Below are 13,894 nucleotides of genomic sequence, written 5' to 3'. Positions count from 1 at the left end.
AGCGGAAAAGCGTTTCGCCGAAATATTCCACGAACTGGTTACCTGCCGGGTGACGGCGGAAAAACTCGCCGCCCTGATGTCCGGGGCAGTCGAAGGCGCTGTTTCCCTGGTTTACATAATCAACCAGCGCGCGGAAGAACGGTGGTCGTAATTGTGTTTCGTAATGACTGGCTGCCGTTTCTAACTGACGACCGTAGAAAGCGGTACGGGCTTCATTGCATTCGAATACGCCCGAAATGCGCGGCAGATGTTCTGCCGGAACGCGCTCTTCCTCTTCGGTTGCGATAAATACCGGAATACCGTATCCGGTCGCGTCAATTTCATCGAGCTTCCCACGTTCAATATCATTGACAGACAACACGACGGCAGCGACATCAATAAAATTACTTTCATCAACATTCACAATTGTGCGTTGTGTAGAAAAACAGTCAGGGCAAGAACGACTCACGGCAATTTTTAATTCAGACATTTTCATCTCTTTATTTTCAGATAATAGCAGGTCCTCAATTTCTCGAATGAGAAACTGATAACGCCGGAATAAAAGCAAAGTGTGTCCCCTGATAAATAAATCAGTAAATTGCTTTTTTCAGGATGCAAAAAACCTTACCTGTCCGGTCACAGGCAAATCAAGGCTTAAGCAGAGTGAGCACTGAGGAATACAGGCGTGAGCCTGCGATACAGCGAGTCAGGAAGACCTGTATGCTGGAGTGCCCATAGTCGAAAGACTAACGGGCATTAAAGAAATGAAAGTCAAAACTATTACGGTGGGCAAACATCATAATATGTGTTGTCCGCCTGATATGTGGCATAGTACGGCTATTGTTTTCCATTTTGATTACCTTTTCTTTATCAGTAGAAGGTGAAGGTATTTTATCCAGGAAAACGGCCTGATCCGTGAAGGAGATCAATAAAAAACGATCATTCGCAAAATATTTAGTCGTTTTTTATGCATGGCTGGCGATAAGATATCGTTTTGTTTATTATTTGTTATAATTCTGTATTTCTTAATTTTGTGGAAAATCTTAAATACCCGAATTAATATAATTTCGGCTAAGTAAGAATAATAAAAATTAATTTTAAGATTTATTTAAAAATAATGAATAACCATTCATGGCATAAAACGATAGCCAATACCGGTTTCGGTAATAAAGTGGCGGGGGCGCGCGGGATCACGCTCCAGTTTCTGTCGCAGGTGACCCATATAAATACGCAAATAGTGGCTGTGCTCGACGGCGTTCGGTCCCCAGACCTGGTTCAACAACTGGCGCTGGGTCAGCACTTTCCCGGCGTTGTTGAGCAACACGGCCAGCAGGCGAAACTCAATCGGTGTTAAATGGATTTCTGTTTCTCCGCGATGAATCAGATGCGCGGCGAGATCGACGACCACATCGGAAAAGCGTACCACCGGCTCAGGAGAGGGTGTTGCAGAATGACGGCGCAGGGCGACGCGCAGACGTGCCTGTAACTCGCCAATGCCAAACGGTTTGCTCAGGTAGTCGTCGGCACCGGCGTCGAGCGCGGCAATTTTATCGCTCTCTTCGCTACGTGCAGAGAGCACGATCACCGGGACGGCGCTCCACTGTCGCAGGTCGCGAATGAAATCGATGCCGTCACCATCCGGCAGGCCGAGATCGAGAATAATGAGATCGGGCTTGCGCGTTGCCGCCTCCAGCAAACCACGCTGAAGCGTCTCGGCGTCGTACACGCGCAACCCATCGGCTTCCAGCGCGGTACGCAGAAAGCGGCGAATGGCCTGCTCATCTTCAACAATCAGAACGTTTGTCACATATCCTCATGAAAATCTTCAAGTTCTGGTGGAGCGTCTTGCCTCAGTGTAACACGGAAACAGGCACCGCCCTGAGGGCGATTATAGACGGCAATTGACCCACCATGCACTTCCACTATCGCCCGACAAATGGCCAGCCCCAACCCGACGCCCGGCACCGCCGACTCTTTGTTCCCCCGTGAGAATTTATCGAACACGCGCTGCTCCTGTCCTTGTGGAATGCCTGGCCCATTATCCCAGACGTCGAGTTGCAGATGTTCGTCTTCAACGTGCGCGTCGATGCCGATCTCCGCCTGCGGTCCGGCATATTTAATGGCATTCTCCAGCAGATTAATCAGTACCCGTTCGAACAGGGGGCCATCGACGTGAATGAGGGTCAGCGGCGCGGGCAGGGAAAGGTTTACCGGATGAACCAGGCCTGGCTCCAGCATTTTCAGCGCGCTGCCCACTACTTCTTCCAGCGTCAGCCACTCTTTTTTGAGGTTGAAACCACCGGACTGAATCCGCGCCATATCCAACAGGTTATTCACCAGACGGGTGGTATTCAGTACATGCTGGCGAATTTCGCTGGCCTGTCTGGCATGAGGCGAGCCTTCGCTGGCGAGGTCGAGCGTGAGGATTTCCGCCTGACCAAACAGCACGGTCAGCGGGGTGCGCAGGTCGTGAGAAAGTGCCGCGAGCAGAGCGTTGCGCAGGCTTTCCCGTTCGCTGGCCAGCCGCGCCTGCTCTTCGCTGGCCGTTAAGGTCAGACGTTCCAGCGCATTCGCCACCAGCAAAGTGAAGGTTTCCAACAGTCGCTGCTGCTCGGGGATCATTAACTGACGCAGATTGCCGGGTTCGACAACCACCAGGCCGTGGGTTTTGTCGGCGCTGCGTAACGGCAGGATCTGGTACGGCACGCCTGGCAGGGTATCGGTGCCAGCGCCTGCCGGTAACCCTTTGTCAAAACTCCAGCGAGCGATCGCATCATCCCAGGGGGTCATTCCCTGCTGGTGGGTGAGGGCGGCCAGTTTGCCCTCTTCATTCGGCAATAAAATCTGGCTGCGGGCATGAAAGGTGGAGGCAATAAATTGTTCGCTGGTACTGGCGATGTCTTGCGCACTGCGCCCCATCGCCAACGCTTTCGACATCTCATAAAGATGACGAGTTCGCTGTTCCCGGTAGCGCGCAACGCGAGCCTGATAGCGCACGCCCGCCGTCAGGTTACCCACGACCAGTCCAACCGTCAGCATGACGCCGAAGGTGAGGAGATACTGCACGTCTGAGACGGCGAGCGTGCCGCGCGGCGCAATGAAGAACAGATCAAAGCTGACCACGCTAATAAAGGTGGAAAACGCCGATGGCCAGCGACCATAGAAGAGAGCGATGACCACAACACCGAGCAGATAGAGCATCACCAGGTTTGCGGCATCAAAGGCGGCCAGCCACTGGCTGGCGATAAACGTTGTCAGAGCGCAGAGTGCAACGGCAACCAGACAGCCCTGAATTTGCACCCGCCACTTGTCTTTAAAGGCGCGGTTATCGGGCAGGGACGACAGCGTCCGCACCGGCGGCTCATCGAGGGCGACCACCATCAAATCCAGCTCAGGGGCGCGTTTCGCCAGCCGATCGGCAAACGACTCCCGGTGCCACCAGCGTCGCGTTGACGTTCGCCCCAGCACTATTTTTCCCAGATTATGCTCGCGAGCGTAGCGGACCACCGCTTTATCCTCGCTGGGATCGGATAGCGTGGCGGTCTCCGCGCCCAGCTCTTGCGCCAGTCGCAGGGCGTGCAGAATATTGCGCCGCTGCTTTTCCGGCAAGCGATGCAGCGCGGGGGTTTCGACGTAGACGGCGTGCCAGATGCTGCCCAGTCGCGACGCCAGTCGTGCGGCAGTACGCACCAGTTTTTCACTGCCGGTGTTGTGACCAATGCAGAGCAGTATGGCGTCGCGGGTATGCCAGACCTTCTCTTCACCCGGACGACCGCGCCATGCGCGCATCTGATCGTCCACCCGATCGGCGGTGCGGCGCAGCGCCAGTTCGCGTAGCGCGATTAAATTGCCCTTGCGGAAAAAGTGTTCAATAGCACGCTCGGCCTGTCCCGCAATATAGACTTTGCCCTCTTTCAGGCGCTGGCGCAGATCGTCAGGTGGTAAATCGACCAGCACCACCTCGTCGGCAGCGTCAAAAAACGGATCCGGCACGGTTTCGCGCACCTGAATCCCCGTCACGCCGCTGACCACATCGTTCAGGCTTTCGAGATGCTGCACGTTGACGGTGGTAAAGACATCAATACCGGCGTCGAGCAGTTCTTCAATGTCCTGCCAGCGCTTGGGATGGCGTGAACCCGGCGCATTACTGTGCGCCAGTTCATCCATTAAGATCAGCGCCGGACGGCGTGCGAGCGCGGCATCGAGATCGAATTCACTGATATGACGTCCGTGGCGCGCCTGGCGTTTCAACGGCAGAATGCTGAGACCATCCAGCAGAGCGGCGGTCTCTTTGCGTCCATGGGTCTCCACCACGCCAATCAGGATGTCGAGTCCCTGTGCGCGCAGGCGCTGGGCTTCAGCCAGCATCGACCAGGTTTTCCCGACGCCCGCACAGGCGCCGAAGAAGATTTTTAGTTTTCCCCGATGGGGGGCGACCGCCTGCTCAAGCAGGCGATCGGGATCGGGGCGTACTGGTTCACTATTCGCCATTCATGCTGTCCAGCGCTAAATTGAGTTCGACAATATTTACGACCGGTTGACCGATAAAGCTCACCAGTGGTTTCTGCGTGTATTCTGCAACCCGTTGCGTCACCTGTTCAATGGTCAGATGACGAGCCTGCGCCACGCGGGGGATTTGCCACGCCACCGCGGCGGGCGTCAGGTTGTTGTCCAGACCGCTCGCGGAGGCAGTAACCAGTTCCACCGGTACGTTACGACTGGCCTGCGGGTTGGCGGCGCGCAGGGTGGCGACCCGGTTTTGCAGTTGTTTATCCAGTTCCGGGTTACTGGCGGCGAGATTACTGCCGCCGGATGCCATGGGATTATAGGGCATTTCAGCGGTGGCCGAAGGCCGTCCCTGGAAATAGCCTTCAGAGGTAAAGTTCTGCCCGAGCAGCGCAGAACCCCGCACCCCATGCTCATCCCGAATCAGTGAACCGTTGGCCTGATACGGGAACCACCATTGCCCCAGCGCGGTGGTCAGCAGCGGATACGCACCGCCCGTCAGCAGCAGCAGGAAAATCAGTGTTGAAAACAACGGACGTAAAGCACTCATCAGACACCTCACACCAGACCCAGCAGGGTCAGCAGCAAATCAATTACTTTGATGCCAATAAACGGCACCACCAGCCCCCCCAGACCGTAAATCCACAGGTTACGGCGCAGCATGGCGGAGGCGGAAAGCGGTTTGTAGCTCACGCCTTTCAGCGCCAGCGGGATCAGAAAGACAATAATCAAGGCGTTAAAGATCACCGCACTCAGAATGGCCGAGTCCGGCGAATGCAGACGCATGATGTTCAGCGCATTCAGTTGCGGATAGGTCGCGGCGAACGCGGCCGGAATGATCGCAAAATACTTCGCCACGTCGTTGGCGATACTGAACGTGGTCAGTGAACCACGCGTCATCAGCATCTGTTTGCCGATGTGCACCACTTCGATAAGCTTGGTGGGGTTAGAGTCGAGATCGACCATGTTGCCCGCTTCTTTTGCCGCCTGCGTACCGGAGTTCATTGCTACCGCGACATCGGCCTGGGCCAGCGCCGGGGCGTCGTTGGTACCATCACCGGTCATCGCCACTAAGCGGCCTTCCGCCTGATACTGGCGGATGAGCGCCAGCTTGGCTTCCGGTGTCGCTTCGGCAAGAAAGTCATCCACACCCGCCTCGGCGGCGATGGCGGCGGCGGTCAGGCGATTATCGCCAGTGATCATCACCGTTTTAATGCCCATTTTACGCAACTGGGCAAAACGCTCTTTTATCCCGCCTTTGACGATATCTTTCAGCGCGATCACGCCTAGCACCCGGGAACCTTCCACCACCACGAGCGGCGTGGCGCCCAGACGGGCGACGCTGTCCACTTTCTGCTCGACATCCGCCGGGAACTGGCCGCCGCTGGCCTCAATGTGGCGACGGATGGCGTCGACGGAACCTTTACGAATCATCCGGTTGTCGATGTTAATACCGCTCATACGACTCTGGGCGGTAAAGGGGACGAAGGTGGCATGCAGCGACTGCACGTCACGTTCGCGCAGATTAAAGCGCTGCTTGGCGAGGATCACAATGCTGCGACCTTCCGGCGTCTCATCGGCTAACGACGAAAGCTGTGCGGCGTCGGCCAGCGTTTTTTCGTCGACACCCTGCGCAGGCAGGAAGTCCGAGGCCTGACGGTTACCGAGAGTAATGGTGCCGGTTTTGTCCAGCAGCAATACGTCCACGTCGCCTGCGGCTTCCACCGCGCGGCCACTGGTGGCGATGACGTTCGCACCGAGCATACGGCTCATTCCGGCGACGCCAATCGCGGAGAGTAACCCGCCGATTGTCGTTGGGATCAGACAAACCAACAGGGCGACCAGCACCGTGACGCTGACCGCGTGACCGCCCCAGGCAGAAAATGGCCACAGCGTGGCGGTTGCCAGCAAAAAGACAATCGTCAGGGCTACCAGCAGAATGGTCAGGGCGATCTCGTTGGGCGTTTTACGGCGCTGGGCGCCTTCGACCATGGCGATCATCCGGTCAAGGAAAGTTTCGCCAGGGTTCACGCTACACTCGATCACCAGCCAGTCGGAGAGAATGCGCGTCCCGCCAGTCACCGAGGCGAAATCGCCGCCGGATTCGCGGATGACCGGCGCAGACTCTCCGGTAATCGCACTTTCATCCACGGAGGCGCCGCCTTCAATGACTTCGCCGTCACAGGGAATGATATCACCTGCTTCCACCAGCACGATGTCGCCTTTGCGTAGCTCATCGGCCGGAACGTGATCCATTTTCGCGCCGTACTTCGGCTCGCGCAGTTTGCGGGCAAAGGCCGTCTTTTTCACTCCTTTGAGGCTGTTGGCCTGTGCTTTACTGCGCCCTTCGGCGAGCGCTTCCGCAAAGTTGGCAAACAGTACAGTGACCCACAGCCACAGACTGATCGCCCCGGTAAACAGCGCGCTGCCGGCCATCTGTCCTGTCGCCATCGCAACGGTAATCACGGTGGTCAGCAGGCTACCCATCCAGACAATGAACATCACCGGGTTGCGCCACTGGGTATGTGGGCTTAATTTTTTCACTGCGTCCATCAGCGCCTGAGCGACCAGAGACGGTTCGAACAGCGCCAGTTGTTTGCGACTCATAACATTTGCTCCGCATCGCTTAGCGTAAGGAAAGGTGTTCAGCGACTGGGCCAAGCGCCAGTGCAGGAATAAAGGTCAGGGCGCCGACTAACAGCACCGTGCCGATCAGTAAACCGACAAACAGCGCGCCGTGGGTCGCCAGGGTGCCGGGACTGGCCGGTTGGCTCTTTTTCGCCACCAGCGATCCGGCAATCGCCATCACCGGGATGATGACCCCGAAGCGACCGACGAACATGCAAAACGCCAGCAGGCAGTTCCAGAACGGGGTGTTTGCGCTCAGACCAGCAAAGGCGCTGCCGTTGTTGTTGGCGGCGGAAGAGACGGCGTACAGGACTTCGCTAAAGCCGTGTGGACCAGGGTTGAGCATGGCGCTGCGTCCCGCATCGGTCATCATGGCAAGCGCGGTGCCGAGTAAAACCAGCGCAGGGGTGACCAGAATCGCCAGTGCGGTCATTTTCATCTCGCGAACGTCGATCTTTTTGCCCAGGTATTCTGGCGTGCGGCCAATCATCAGTCCGGCGATAAACACCGCCAGCAGCACGAACAACAGCATGCCGTAAAGGCCCGAACCAACGCCGCCGAACACCACTTCGCCAATCTGCATCAGCCACATTGGCACCATGCCGCCCAGCGCGGTAAACGAGTCGTGCATGGCGATCACCGCCCCGCAGGAGGCCGCTGTCGTTACTACCGCAAACAGACTGCTCACCAGCACGCCAAAGCGGCTCTCTTTGCCTTCCATATTAAGAGTGGAATCTGCGCCAAATTGCAGCAGATGGGGGTTGCCCTGGACCTCCGCCCACATCACCACCGCCACGCAGACGGTGAAGATGAGCGACATGGCCCACAGCAACATCCGCCCCTGACGGCGATCGCCTGCCGCGTCGCCAAACGCGAAACAGAGCGCGGCTGGAATTAAAAAGATGGCCAGCATTTGCACCATGTTGGTCAGCGCGGTGGGGTTTTCGAACGGGTGTGCCGAGTTGGCGTTAAAGAAGCCGCCGCCGTTGGTCCCCAGCATCTTGATGGCTTCCTGCGAGGCCACCGGCCCCATCGGCAGCAGTTGCTGCACACCTTCCAGAGTAGTGAAAGTCTGATAGGGCAGCAGATTTTGCAGGCTGCCTTGCTGAATAAAGAACAGCGCAATCACCAGCGCGATGGGGCATAAAATCCACAAGGTAATACGCACCAGGTCGACCCACGCATTGCCCAGCGTATTCATGCTCTGGCGGGTAAAGGCGCGGATCAGCGCGAACACCACCGCAATGCCGGTCGCGGCGGACAGGAAGTTTTGTACCGTCAGCCCGGCCATCTGGCTGAAATAGCTTAAGGTGGTTTCCCCGCTGTAAGCCTGCCAGTTGGTATTGGTAACAAAACTCACCGCCGTATTAAGCGCCAGATGCCAGGGCAGACCGGGCAACTGCTGTGGATTCAGCGGCAGAAGGTGTTGCCACAACAACAGCAGGAACAGGAGCGTCAACCCCAGCACATTCAACGCGAGGATCGCCAGCAGGTACTGCTTCCAGTTCATCTCGTCTGTCGAAATGCCCAGACCGCGCCAGATCAGGCGTTCAACCCTCGCGGTACCAGGCAGCGAATGGTTGCCGATCAGCCGTGCCAGGCCCGCGCCTAACGGCCTGGCGAGCACGAACAGAATCAGCAGAAAACTGGCGATGAGTAAAAATCCTTGCGCAGCCATCAGAACGCCTCCGCATTGATTAATGCATATACCAGGTAACCTAATAATAAGAAAATCAGCACGATGCCGATTATCACGCCTGCACTCACAGCGCACCTCCCGTGGCATAAATGTGATAAACAAAGCGTAAATATCTGCCTGCAAAGATTTCGCAAAAATCGACGTCGGGGGTGTAAAAAAAGTATAAAAATGGCAAAGACCATTATTTAACTAATGATTAGTATTAATTTAACTTTTTTGTAACTTAATTACGCGATAAAGATAAATAAAGCGTAAATAGCTAAAAATAAGTGGTCGGATGAGTAGTAAAATTACACGCAAAGCGGTACTATTTTCAGCAGATAACCAATTTGACTTTACCGGTGATGATTACCGGCCAGATAAAGGGGAGAGAATCATGGAGTTGTACAAAGAATATCCAGCACATGTTGTATTGTTACGCCGTACTTTCGCCGTCGTGGCTGGGGTGCTGGCACTACCGGTCATGCTGTTCTGGAAAGACCGCGCCCGTTTTTATAGCTATCTACACCGCGTGTGGTCAAAAACCAGCGATAAACCCGTGTGGATGGATCAGGCTGAAAAAGCCACCTGCGATTTCTATTAAGCGCATCGCGTTCAGAAAAACCGCCAACAGCAATGTGGCGGTTTTTTTATGTCTCTGTGTCTACACTTATTTCAGAAATGGAAAAGGAGACATCATGAGCGAGAAAATCCCTGTTGGCATTAGCGCTTGTTTGTTAGGGGAGGCGGTTCGCTTTGATGGTGGACACAAACGCCTGCCCTTTGCAGTCGAAGAACTTTCACCGTGGGTGCACTTTGAACCCGTCTGTCCGGAAATGGCGATCGGCCTGCCGGTGCCGCGTCCTGCATTGCGCTTAGTCAAAATGGAAGAGGCAATTGCACTGCGTTTCAGTGACCGGCGCGAGGGCGATTTAACCCAGGCGATGACCGCGTTCAGTGAAGAACGTGTCAGTCGTTTCGAACACCTTTGTGGTTATATTGTCTGTGCGAAATCCCCAAGTTGCGGCATGGAACGCGTTCGTGTTTATGACGCCGATGGGAAAAACAATCGCAAAGCCGGTCGCGGTATCTTTACCTCAATCCTGATGGCGTCTTATCCGTGGCTCCCTGTTGAAGAGGACGGGCGATTGCACGATCCACAATTACGGGAAAATTTTGTCGCGCGGATTTATGCCCTGCATGAATTGCATGGATTGCGGCAACAAGGACTCACGCGTGGCGCGCTGATTGACTATCACAGCCGCTATAAACTGTTGCTGCTGGCCCATTCACAGCCGGAATACCGCGAGCTGGGGCGCTTTGTCGCTGCGCTTTACGAGTGGGAGAGCCTTGATGACTTTTTCATTGAATATCGTCTGCGTCTGATGAAATTGATGTCCCATCCTGCCACCCGGCGTAACCATACCAATGTCCTGATGCACGTTCAGGGCTATTTTCGCAAACAGCTCAATGCCCGTCAGCGGCAAGAGTTGGCTTCCCTTATTGACGGTTACCGACGCGCTACGCAGCCACTGCTTGCGCCTGTGACGCTGCTCAAACACTATATGGCGGAATATCCGGATGCGTATCTCTCCGGGCAACGCTATTTTGATCCCTGGCCGGAAGCCCTGCGGCTGCGCTACGGGAGTTGATTTTTTTCATTCGGGAGTGTTATGTCCACCCATCTGGTCTGGTTTCGTCGCGATCTCCGTCTGCATGACAATCTTGCCCTCGCCGCCGCCTGCCGCCACCGCGCCGCGCGGGTTGTGGCGTTATTTATCTCCACGCCTGAGCAGTGGAAGAATCACGTCATGTCACCGCGTCAGGCCGCCTTTATCCAGGCTCAGCTAAACGCTTTACAACAGGCGCTGGCGGAAAAAGGCATTCCGCTGCTGTTTGAGGAAGTCGACGACTTCGCGGGCTGTATCGAAACGGTGAAAGCGGTGTGCGAACAGCATGACGTCAGCCACCTGTTTTATAACTATCAGTATGAAGTGAACGAGCGTGAACGCGATGCGGCGGTAGAAAAGGCGCTGCCGCAAGTGGTTTGCGAAGGGTTTGATGACAGCGTGATCCTGCCGCCAGGTGCGGTGACGACGGGAAATCATGAGATGTATAAAGTCTTCACGCCGTTTAAAAACGCCTGGTTAAAACGGCTGAAGGAGGGGATGCCGGAGTGCGTATCCGCACCGGCCCGCCGGGAGAACGGTAGTGTTTCTTCTGCGCTGGTGCCGATTAACCTTCACTATCCGCAACAGGAATTCGACACAGCCCTTTTTCCCGCCGAAGAAAAAGCCGCAATTGCCCGGTTACGCCAGTTTTGCCAACAGGGGGCAGGAGAGTACGACGGATGTCGCGACTTCCCGGCCATTGAGGGCACCAGTCGTTTATCCGCCAGTCTTGCTACCGGTGGCTTATCGCCGCGCCAGTGTCTGCATCGCCTGCTGGCGGAACAGCCGCAGGCGCTGGACGGCGGCGCGGGCAGTGTCTGGCTGAACGAACTTATCTGGCGTGAGTTTTATCGCCATCTGATGACGTACCATCCCAATCTGTGCAAACACCGCCCCTTTATTCTCTGGACCGATCGCGTGCGCTGGCGGGATCGAGCGGAAGATTTACAGGCCTGGGAGGAGGGGAGAACGGGTTATCCGATTGTTGATGCGGCGATGCGGCAACTGAACGTCACCGGCTGGATGCACAACCGTCTGCGGATGATTGCGGCCAGCTTCCTGGTCAAAGATCTGCTGATTGACTGGCGTAAAGGTGAACGCTATTTCATGTCGCAACTGATTGATGGCGATCTCGCTGCGAATAACGGCGGCTGGCAGTGGGCGGCCTCTACCGGAACCGACGCCGCGCCGTATTTCCGCATTTTTAACCCCACGACACAGGGCGAAAAGTTCGACAGAGACGGGGAGTTTATCCGCCGGTGGATCCCTGAGTTGCGCGATGTACCGGGCAAGGCGATTCACGAGCCGTGGAAATGGGCGATGAAAGAAAGCATCACGCTCGACTACCCGCAGCCGATTGTCGATCACAAACTGGCGCGCCAGCAGACGCTTGCCGCGTATGAGGCCGCGCGAAAGAACTAACGGTGGCTATGCGGCCTGACGCCATAACTATTCATAAAGAGGTGCGTAAATACGCCCCTTTTTTTATGGCTAAGAACGGGGTGATGGTTTCTTAATATGGCTAATAATTGTCTATCGACGAACCGCCACAGGGACGCTATGTTAACGGAGTGCATAAATAAACAAGGGATCGATGATGAAAAACACCGAACTGGAACAACTGATCAACGAGAAACTGAACAGCGCCGCCATCAGCGACTACGCGCCAAACGGTTTGCAGGTTGAAGGCAAAGAAACGGTGCAAAAAATCGTCACCGGTGTGACCGCCAGTCAGGCGTTACTGGATGAAGCGGTGCGTCTGCAGGCTGATGCGGTCATCGTTCATCATGGCTATTTCTGGAAAGGCGAATCTCCGGTGATTCGCGGGATGAAGCGCAATCGCCTGAAAACGCTGCTGGCGAATGACATTAACCTCTATGGCTGGCATCTCCCTCTGGATGCACATCCCGAACTGGGCAACAACGCACAGTTGGCGGCCCTGTTGGGGATCACCGTGATGGGTGAAATCGAGCCGCTGGTTCCCTGGGGCGAACTGACGATGCCGGTCCCTGGGCTGGAACTGGCGTCGTGGATTGAAGCACGTCTTGGACGCAGGCCGTTATGGTGCGGTGACACCGGGCCGGATACCATCAAACGTGTCGCCTGGTGCACTGGCGGCGGGCAAAGCTTCATCGACAGCGCCGCGCAGGCTGGCGTTGACGCCTTTATCACCGGTGAAGTTTCCGAACAAACCATCCACTCAGCCCGTGAACAGGGACTGCATTTTTACGCCGCCGGGCATCACGCCACCGAACGCGGCGGGATCCGTGCGCTCAGCGAATGGCTGACGGAGAACACCGATTTGGATGTGACGTTTATTGATATTCCAAACCCGGCATAAATAAAAACAAGAGGAATGCAAGTGCAACGAGCGCGTTGTTATCTGTTAGGTGAAACGGCGGTAGTGCTGGAGCTTGAGCCGCCGGTGACGCTGGCGAGCCAGAAACGTATCTGGCGGCTGGCGCAACGTTTGGTTGAGACGCCAAACGTGGTCGAGGCGATTCCGGGAATGAACAATATCACCGTGATCCTGCGTGACCCGCAAACGCTGGCGCTGGATGCGATTGAACGCCTGCAACGCTGGTGGGAGGAGAGTGAGGCGCTGGAGCCAGACTCACGCTATATCGAAATTCCGGTGACCTACGGCGGCGCAGGTGGTCCCGATCTGGCGGACGTTGCCCGCCACAGCGGCCTGAGCGAAAAGCAGGTAGTGGAGCTGCACGCGTCGGTCGAGTATGTGGTCTGGTTTTTAGGTTTTCAGCCGGGATTCCCGTATCTCGGTAGCTTACCGGAACAACTGCACACGCCCAGGCGCGCTGAGCCGCGGCTGATCGTTCCGGCAGGATCGGTGGGTATCGGCGGACCGCAAACCGGTATTTATCCGCTGCCAACGCCTGGCGGTTGGCAGTTGATTGGTCATACCTCGCAGGCCTTGTTCGACCCGAAAAAAGAGGAACCGGTTCTCCTGCGCCCTGGCGATAGCGTGCGCTTTATCCCGCAGAAGGAGGGGGTATGCTGAATATTATTCGCGCGGGATTGTACACCTCCGTTCAGGATGGCGGTCGTCACGGTTTTCGTCAGTCAGGCGTTAGCCACTGCGGTGCGCTGGATAAACCGGCGATGCAAATCGCTAACCTGTTGGTGGGTAATGAGGCCAGTGCTCCGGTGTTGGAAATTACCCTCGGACAACTGGTTGTGGAATTTGAAACCGACAGCTGGTTTGCCCTGACCGGTGCGGGATGCGAAGCGCGGCTGGATAATCACCCCGTCTGGACGGGCTGGCGTCTGCCGGTGAAAGCGGGCCAGCGTCTGGTGCTAAAACGTCCGCAGCACGGTATGCGCAGCTATCTTGCCGTCGCGGGCGGTATCGACGTGCCGGAAGTGATGGGGTCATGCAGTACCGATCTCAAAGTGGGCATCGGCGGGTTGGAAG

At 56.1% G+C, this 13,894-nt stretch carries 14 protein-coding genes; 6 read left to right on the top strand and 8 right to left on the bottom strand.

Going from position 1 to position 13,894, the window contains the following annotated elements:
• The 8 genes from AB7E14_RS10690 to kdpF all read right to left on the bottom strand — a co-directional run.
• The coding region (locus tag AB7E14_RS10690; RefSeq protein WP_428169510.1) for an Orn/Lys/Arg decarboxylase N-terminal domain-containing protein at window positions 1-469 on the bottom strand (469 nt) is incomplete at its 3' end.
• 256 nt (window positions 470-725) lie between these two features.
• Window positions 726-830: a leader peptide SpeFL gene (speFL, locus tag AB7E14_RS10685; protein WP_114149115.1), complete on the bottom strand. Its 105-nt coding sequence runs from the start codon at window positions 828-830 to the stop codon at window positions 726-728.
• Window positions 831-1,108: 278 nt separating this feature from the next.
• Window positions 1,109-1,786, bottom strand: coding sequence for a two-component system response regulator KdpE (kdpE, locus tag AB7E14_RS10680; RefSeq protein ID WP_043001388.1), 678 nt, complete (start codon window positions 1,784-1,786; stop codon window positions 1,109-1,111).
• Window positions 1,783-4,470, bottom strand: coding sequence for a two-component system sensor histidine kinase KdpD (kdpD, locus tag AB7E14_RS10675; protein ID WP_044327927.1), 2,688 nt, complete (start codon window positions 4,468-4,470; stop codon window positions 1,783-1,785). The genes kdpE and kdpD overlap by 4 nt, the downstream gene beginning before the upstream one ends.
• The gene (gene kdpC, locus AB7E14_RS10670; RefSeq protein ID WP_054176144.1) at window positions 4,460-5,035 is read right to left on the bottom strand and encodes a potassium-transporting ATPase subunit KdpC; all 576 of its coding nucleotides are present in this window, start codon (window positions 5,033-5,035) and stop codon (window positions 4,460-4,462) included. Before kdpC ends, kdpD begins: the two co-directional genes overlap by 11 nt.
• An 8-nt stretch (window positions 5,036-5,043) precedes the next feature.
• Complete coding sequence (gene kdpB, locus AB7E14_RS10665; RefSeq protein WP_044327929.1) at window positions 5,044-7,092, bottom strand: potassium-transporting ATPase subunit KdpB; 2,049 nt, start codon at window positions 7,090-7,092, stop codon at window positions 5,044-5,046.
• Window positions 7,093-7,111: 19 nt separating this feature from the next.
• On the bottom strand, window positions 7,112-8,791 hold the full coding sequence (gene kdpA / locus AB7E14_RS10660; protein ID WP_044327930.1) for a potassium-transporting ATPase subunit KdpA: 1,680 nt from the start codon (window positions 8,789-8,791) through the stop codon (window positions 7,112-7,114).
• Complete coding sequence (gene kdpF / locus AB7E14_RS10655; RefSeq protein WP_042285393.1) at window positions 8,791-8,880, bottom strand: K(+)-transporting ATPase subunit F; 90 nt, start codon at window positions 8,878-8,880, stop codon at window positions 8,791-8,793. The genes kdpA and kdpF overlap by 1 nt, the downstream gene beginning before the upstream one ends.
• A gap of 308 nt (window positions 8,881-9,188) precedes the next feature.
• On the opposite strand from kdpF, the gene AB7E14_RS10650 reads away from it, so the two are divergent.
• From AB7E14_RS10650 to AB7E14_RS10625, 6 genes are all read left to right on the top strand, one after another.
• Window positions 9,189-9,395, top strand: a complete 207-nt coding sequence (locus tag AB7E14_RS10650) for a YbfA family protein (protein WP_043001383.1) — start codon at window positions 9,189-9,191, stop codon at window positions 9,393-9,395.
• Between the two features lie 94 nt (window positions 9,396-9,489).
• Window positions 9,490-10,443: a YbgA family protein gene (locus tag AB7E14_RS10645; RefSeq protein WP_044327594.1), complete on the top strand. Its 954-nt coding sequence runs from the start codon at window positions 9,490-9,492 to the stop codon at window positions 10,441-10,443.
• Between the two features lie 21 nt (window positions 10,444-10,464).
• Window positions 10,465-11,883, top strand: a complete 1,419-nt coding sequence (phrB, locus tag AB7E14_RS10640) for a deoxyribodipyrimidine photo-lyase (protein ID WP_316961898.1) — start codon at window positions 10,465-10,467, stop codon at window positions 11,881-11,883.
• Between the two features lie 175 nt (window positions 11,884-12,058).
• A complete protein-coding gene (gene ybgI / locus AB7E14_RS10635; protein ID WP_043001380.1) occupies window positions 12,059-12,802 on the top strand; it encodes a radiation resistance protein YbgI in 744 nt (247 codons plus the stop codon).
• Between the two features lie 21 nt (window positions 12,803-12,823).
• Entirely contained in the window at window positions 12,824-13,480 is a 657-nt protein-coding gene (pxpB, locus tag AB7E14_RS10630) for a 5-oxoprolinase subunit PxpB (protein ID WP_043001379.1), read from the top strand.
• Window positions 13,474-13,894: biotin-dependent carboxyltransferase family protein (locus AB7E14_RS10625; RefSeq protein WP_428169509.1), on the top strand; the 421-nt coding region annotated here is incomplete at its 3' end. The genes pxpB and AB7E14_RS10625, both read left to right, overlap by 7 nt.

Source organism: Citrobacter sp., from assembly GCF_050252275.1.
GTDB lineage: Bacteria > Pseudomonadota > Gammaproteobacteria > Enterobacterales > Enterobacteriaceae > Citrobacter_A > Citrobacter_A amalonaticus.
This window is presented reverse-complemented; position numbering and strand designations above follow the sequence as displayed.

Coding starts and splice junctions, on each gene's coding strand:
- ybgI (WP_043001380.1), top strand. CDS start 12,059: ATGAAAAACACCGAACTGGAACAACTGATCAACGAGAAACTGAACAGC.
- kdpB (WP_044327929.1), bottom strand. CDS start 7,092: ATGAGTCGCAAACAACTGGCGCTGTTCGAACCGTCTCTGGTCGCTCAG.
- kdpA (WP_044327930.1), bottom strand. CDS start 8,791: ATGGCTGCGCAAGGATTTTTACTCATCGCCAGTTTTCTGCTGATTCTG.
- speFL (WP_114149115.1), bottom strand. CDS start 830: ATGGAAAACAATAGCCGTACTATGCCACATATCAGGCGGACAACACAT.
- AB7E14_RS10650 (WP_043001383.1), top strand. CDS start 9,189: ATGGAGTTGTACAAAGAATATCCAGCACATGTTGTATTGTTACGCCGT.
- kdpC (WP_054176144.1), bottom strand. CDS start 5,035: ATGAGTGCTTTACGTCCGTTGTTTTCAACACTGATTTTCCTGCTGCTG.
- phrB (WP_316961898.1), top strand. CDS start 10,465: ATGTCCACCCATCTGGTCTGGTTTCGTCGCGATCTCCGTCTGCATGAC.
- AB7E14_RS10645 (WP_044327594.1), top strand. CDS start 9,490: ATGAGCGAGAAAATCCCTGTTGGCATTAGCGCTTGTTTGTTAGGGGAG.
- kdpD (WP_044327927.1), bottom strand. CDS start 4,470: ATGGCGAATAGTGAACCAGTACGCCCCGATCCCGATCGCCTGCTTGAG.